This is a genomic window from Mesorhizobium sp. M8A.F.Ca.ET.021.01.1.1 (assembly GCF_003998025.1).
Taxonomy (GTDB): Bacteria; Pseudomonadota; Alphaproteobacteria; order Rhizobiales; family Rhizobiaceae; genus Mesorhizobium.
Window position 1 is genome coordinate 1 of record NZ_RZSJ01000541.1, and the last position, 4,167, is coordinate 4,167.

The window sequence follows — 4,167 nt, forward strand, 5'->3', positions numbered from 1 at the left end:
CGCCGATGGTCTGGCTGAAAGGGCGCATACTCTATTTATCGCGGGAATCCGCCGCCGCCAGTCTTCCGGCTCCCGCAACGTATTCCGTACGAAACACAAATCAGAAAACGTGGCAATGATTCGCAGCTTCCCCACGCAAAGCTAAGCCGTCGAAAATCAACATAGCCTTAACGTAGGCAATCCCGACCTCCGAGGGAACAGCCAATTGTGGCCGAAATGACGCAAGACACGCCAAAAGCGCGTGATGGTGCCATCCAACTGCCACCCAGCCTTTATGCCAACGCTCCCTCGGCCGCCTCGCGCGACGAAATGACCTTGTCAATCAGGCCGAAATCCTTGGCCTCGTCGGCGGTCATGAAATGGTCGCGGTCGAGCGTCTTCTCGATCTCGTCGTAGCTCTTGCCGGTGTGCTTGACATAGACCTCGTTGAGGCGGCGCTTCAGTTTGATGATGTCCTGGGCATGACGCTCGATATCCGACGCCTGGCCCTGGAAGCCGCCGGACGGCTGGTGAACCATGATGCGTGCGTTCGGCGTGGCAAAACGCATGTCCTTGTGGCCCGCGGTCAGGAGCAGCGAGCCCATCGAGGCCGCCTGGCCGATGCACAGCGTCGACACGGCCGGCTTGATGAACTGCATGGTGTCGTAGATCGCCATGCCCGAGGTGACGACGCCACCCGGCGAGTTGATGTAGAGGTTGATTTCCTTTTTCGGGTTCTCGGCTTCGAGGAACAGGAGCTGCGCGCAGACCAGCGTCGCCATGCCGTCCTCGACCGGACCGGTGATGAAAATGATGCGCTCCTTGAGGAGGCGCGAGAAAATGTCGTAGGCCCGCTCGCCGCGATTGGTCTGTTCGACCACCATCGGAACGAGGTTCATGTAGGTTTCGACGGGGTTCTTCATTCGATATCTCTTGTCTCGCGGTGGGATTCCGGCGCCGGACAGGCTGGCAGCTCGGGCAGAATCGGTTCTGGATCGTCAAGATGTAAATAGGATGCCGGCTCATCCTTGTGCAAGGCCGACCCGTCCTAGCCATCTGGGTAAGTCGAATCAAGCTTCCCGGCAAGGATTAGCAGCAGCTGATGCCACGCCGACCCGAAATACCGAGCCAGCCCCCGCAAGTAGCAGTTTCTTAACCTCGTCGCTTAACGAAATGCGCCGAAACCGCTTTTCTCCGCAACGGCTTCCCCTACAATTCAGCGTTGAACTTTTGCCTGCAGTTCAAACGGGGAGTGCCATGTCTGGGAAAACCGCACGCTTCGCCATTGCCGGGCTGACCCTGCTCGGCTCGATTTCGCAGACGGCGGCCGGCGGCCGCGCCGTCGAATGCTACGAGCCCGTCCGCACACCCGATGTCTATGACACGGTCTACGAGGACGTCATGATCAGCCCTCCCGGCCAGCAGGTCGTCGACTATGACCCGCCGATCTACGGCACGCGGGAGCGCGTGGTGATGACCGTGCCGGCCCAGGTTCGGTATGAAGTGGTGCCGGCAATCACCCGGACCGTCTACCACACCGTCAGGGCCGATGGCGGCGGCTATTCCTGGGAATGGCGCGTCATCCATGGGCGCCGCGTGCTGTGCAAGGTCTGGCACAAGGCACGCTACGAACGCGTCGCCGAGACGGTGGTGATCCAGCCCGAACGTACGCGCCGCGTCGTCATTCCTGCGCAATATGACAGCATCGCCGAGGAGGTGCTGGTGCGGCCCGAGCAAAGGCGCGTCATCGATGTTCCCGCCTCCTACCAGACCGTCGCGCGCCGCGTGCTGGTGCGCGAAGGTTCGTCCGGCTGGCGGCGCGTGCATATTCCCAGGCACTGCCAGAACTAGGGTTAGGCCACCTCGGCCCGCAGCCAGGCCTTGAGACCGGCGACATCGCCATCGCCAATGGCTTTGGCAACACGGCGCCCCACTGCCGCGCCGAATTTGTAGCCGTGACCGGAACAGGCAGAGACGATCACGCACTTGCCGGTCTCATGCGCCAGGAATTTCTCGTCATCGGTGAAAGTGTAGGCGCAGGTGACCACTTCGGTCACCTTGTACTCATCGATGCGGGCGATCGGCGGCGAAAACAGGTTGCGGATCGCCTCGCCCTCGCCCGGCACCGGCTCGCGGTTCCAATCGGCGTTGCTGGTCGGCACCTTGTGCAGGCCCGAACCGAACTTCATGCCGGCGCCCCGGGTGAGCGGGATCATGTAGCCGTCGGTCTTGCCGCCGACATCGAGAATGACGGGCGCAGCCTCCCATGCCGCCTTGAGATCGGCAGGCGGTTCGACATAGGCGAGCGCGGTGCGAAAGGTCCTCAATTCGCCGCCGAGCTCAGGGAATAGCTTCAGCACCCAGGCGCCAGCGGCTACGACGATGCGGTCGGCCTGCATCGTCTCGCCGCTTTCCAGCACGATATGGCCGGCCTCGGCATCGATCTCCGTCACCTTGCTGTGCTCGTAGACATTGGCTCCGTTGGCACGCAACCATGTGGCCAGCCCGGCTGCTATCTTGCGGCAATGCAGTGCGCCGCCTTCCGTCGAGAAATAGGCATAGCGGAACGAGCCAGCCTCGAAGAACGGCCAGCGCTCGACGGCTGCGTCCGGTTCCAGCAGTTCGAAAGGGAAATTTCCCTCTTCCAGACCCTCGCGGTATTCCTCGGCCTCATCGCCGGGCTCGCGCGAAACGCAGACGAAGCCACGCGCATCGAGGTGGTTCTCGCCGAGATCGGCCCACATTTCGTCCCAGGCCTCATAGGCTTCGGTGATCAGCCGCCCATAGCCGGTTCCAGCGCGATAGGCCCGGCGGATGATGCGGTGATGGTCTCCCGATGCCGCCAGCGGATTGGGGATCGGCCCCTGCTCGACGATCGACACGCCGTGGCCTGCCTTGACCAGCGACCACGCCGTGGAGAGACCCGCGATACCCGCGCCGACAACGATCACATTCATCCGTTCAGACTTTCCGCGACCCTACTGGCTGGCTCAATCAATCGGGCTGCCGCACGCAACATACGGTCTGGAACCGGGCTGGCAAGCCGCGCTATGGGTCTGGCATGACCAAATCGACGCTCTCCTATCTGGCCTTTGATCCGGCCACTCGCCGGCTTAGGCTCGACCCGCGCGAACCAGCCTTCTTCCTCAATCCGTACGAGGCCTACGCCTTCCTGCACAACGCATCGAATGCGTTTTTCTGGGAAGAATTCGGCTTCTGGTGCTTTGGCGGCTTCGGCGACGTCAACAGACTGCTGCGCGACCGCCGTTTCGGCCGCCAGAACCCGGCCGGCATTCCCGACAGCCGCGGTGCCGGCCAGGATAGGACCCATCTCAAGGCATTCGACGGTATCGAAGCCAATTCGATGCTGGAGCTGGAGCCGCCGGTACACACGCGCCTGAGGACATTGGTCAACCGTGCCTTCGTCTCGCGTCAGGTCGAACGGTTGCGGCCGCGTGTCGAAGCGCTCGCCAAGGAGTTGATCGACCGTTTCGAACCAGGCAAGGCCGTCGACCTCCTGCCGGCCTTCGCCTCCCCCTTGCCGATCACCATCATCGGCGAAATGCTCGGCGTGCCGGTCGAGATGGGGCCGCAACTGCTCGACTGGTCGCATCAGATGGTCGCCATGTACATCCACGGCCGCACGCGCGAGACCGAGGAGACGGCCAACCGGGCGGCGGGCGAGTTCTCCAACTTCCTGCGCGCCTACGTGACCGAGCGCCGCAAGAGCCCGGGCGACGACCTGCTGTCGCTGCTGATCTCGGCCCAGGAAGACGGTGAGAGGCTGTCTGAAGACGAGCTGGTCTCCTCGGCCATCCTGCTGCTCAATGCCGGCCATGAAGCAACCGTGCACCAGACCGGCAATGCCGTCCATTCCATCCTGGCGCAAGGCGGTGACCCGCGCCGCTTCTTCACCTCCCCTGAAGCGACAGCGGCCACGGTCGAGGAATGCCTGCGTTTCGACGCGCCGCTACACATGTTCATGCGCTATGCCTATGAGGAAATCGAAATCGCGCCCGGCATCGTCGTCCGGCCGGGCCAGACGATCGGGCTTTTGCTCGGCATGGCCAATCATGACCCGCACGCCTTCGCCGAACCCCTTGCCTTCCAGTCCGGCCGACCGGACCAAAAGAACGTGTCGTTCGGTGCCGGCATCCATTTCTGCATCGGCGCGCCGCTCGCCCGGCT

At 62.9% G+C, this 4,167-nt stretch carries 4 protein-coding genes; 2 read left to right on the forward strand and 2 right to left on the reverse strand.

All coding sequences use genetic code 11. The features are described 5' to 3' along the window. Nucleotides 1–272: 272 nt before the first annotated feature. Nucleotides 273–902 carry an ATP-dependent Clp endopeptidase proteolytic subunit ClpP gene (gene clpP, locus EOA36_RS29285; protein ID WP_027028064.1) on the reverse strand — a complete coding sequence of 210 codons (630 nt, stop codon included), beginning with the start codon at nucleotides 900–902 and terminating at the stop codon, nucleotides 273–275. A 334-nt stretch (nucleotides 903–1,236) separates the two neighbouring features. On the opposite strand from clpP, the gene EOA36_RS29290 reads away from it, so the two are divergent. After that, complete coding sequence (locus EOA36_RS29290; protein ID WP_127280471.1) at nucleotides 1,237–1,830, forward strand: hypothetical protein; 594 nt, start codon at nucleotides 1,237–1,239, stop codon at nucleotides 1,828–1,830. A gap of 2 nt (nucleotides 1,831–1,832) precedes the next feature. Here EOA36_RS29290 and EOA36_RS29295 read toward each other — a convergent pair whose 3' ends face one another. Further along, nucleotides 1,833–2,936, reverse strand: coding sequence for an FAD-dependent oxidoreductase (locus EOA36_RS29295; protein WP_127280472.1), 1,104 nt, complete (start codon nucleotides 2,934–2,936; stop codon nucleotides 1,833–1,835). Nucleotides 2,937–3,040: 104 nt separating this feature from the next. Between EOA36_RS29295 and EOA36_RS29300 the strand changes: the two genes are divergently transcribed. Beyond that, on the forward strand, nucleotides 3,041–4,167 hold a 1,127-nt coding region (locus EOA36_RS29300), incomplete at its 3' end, for a cytochrome P450 (RefSeq protein ID WP_145969362.1).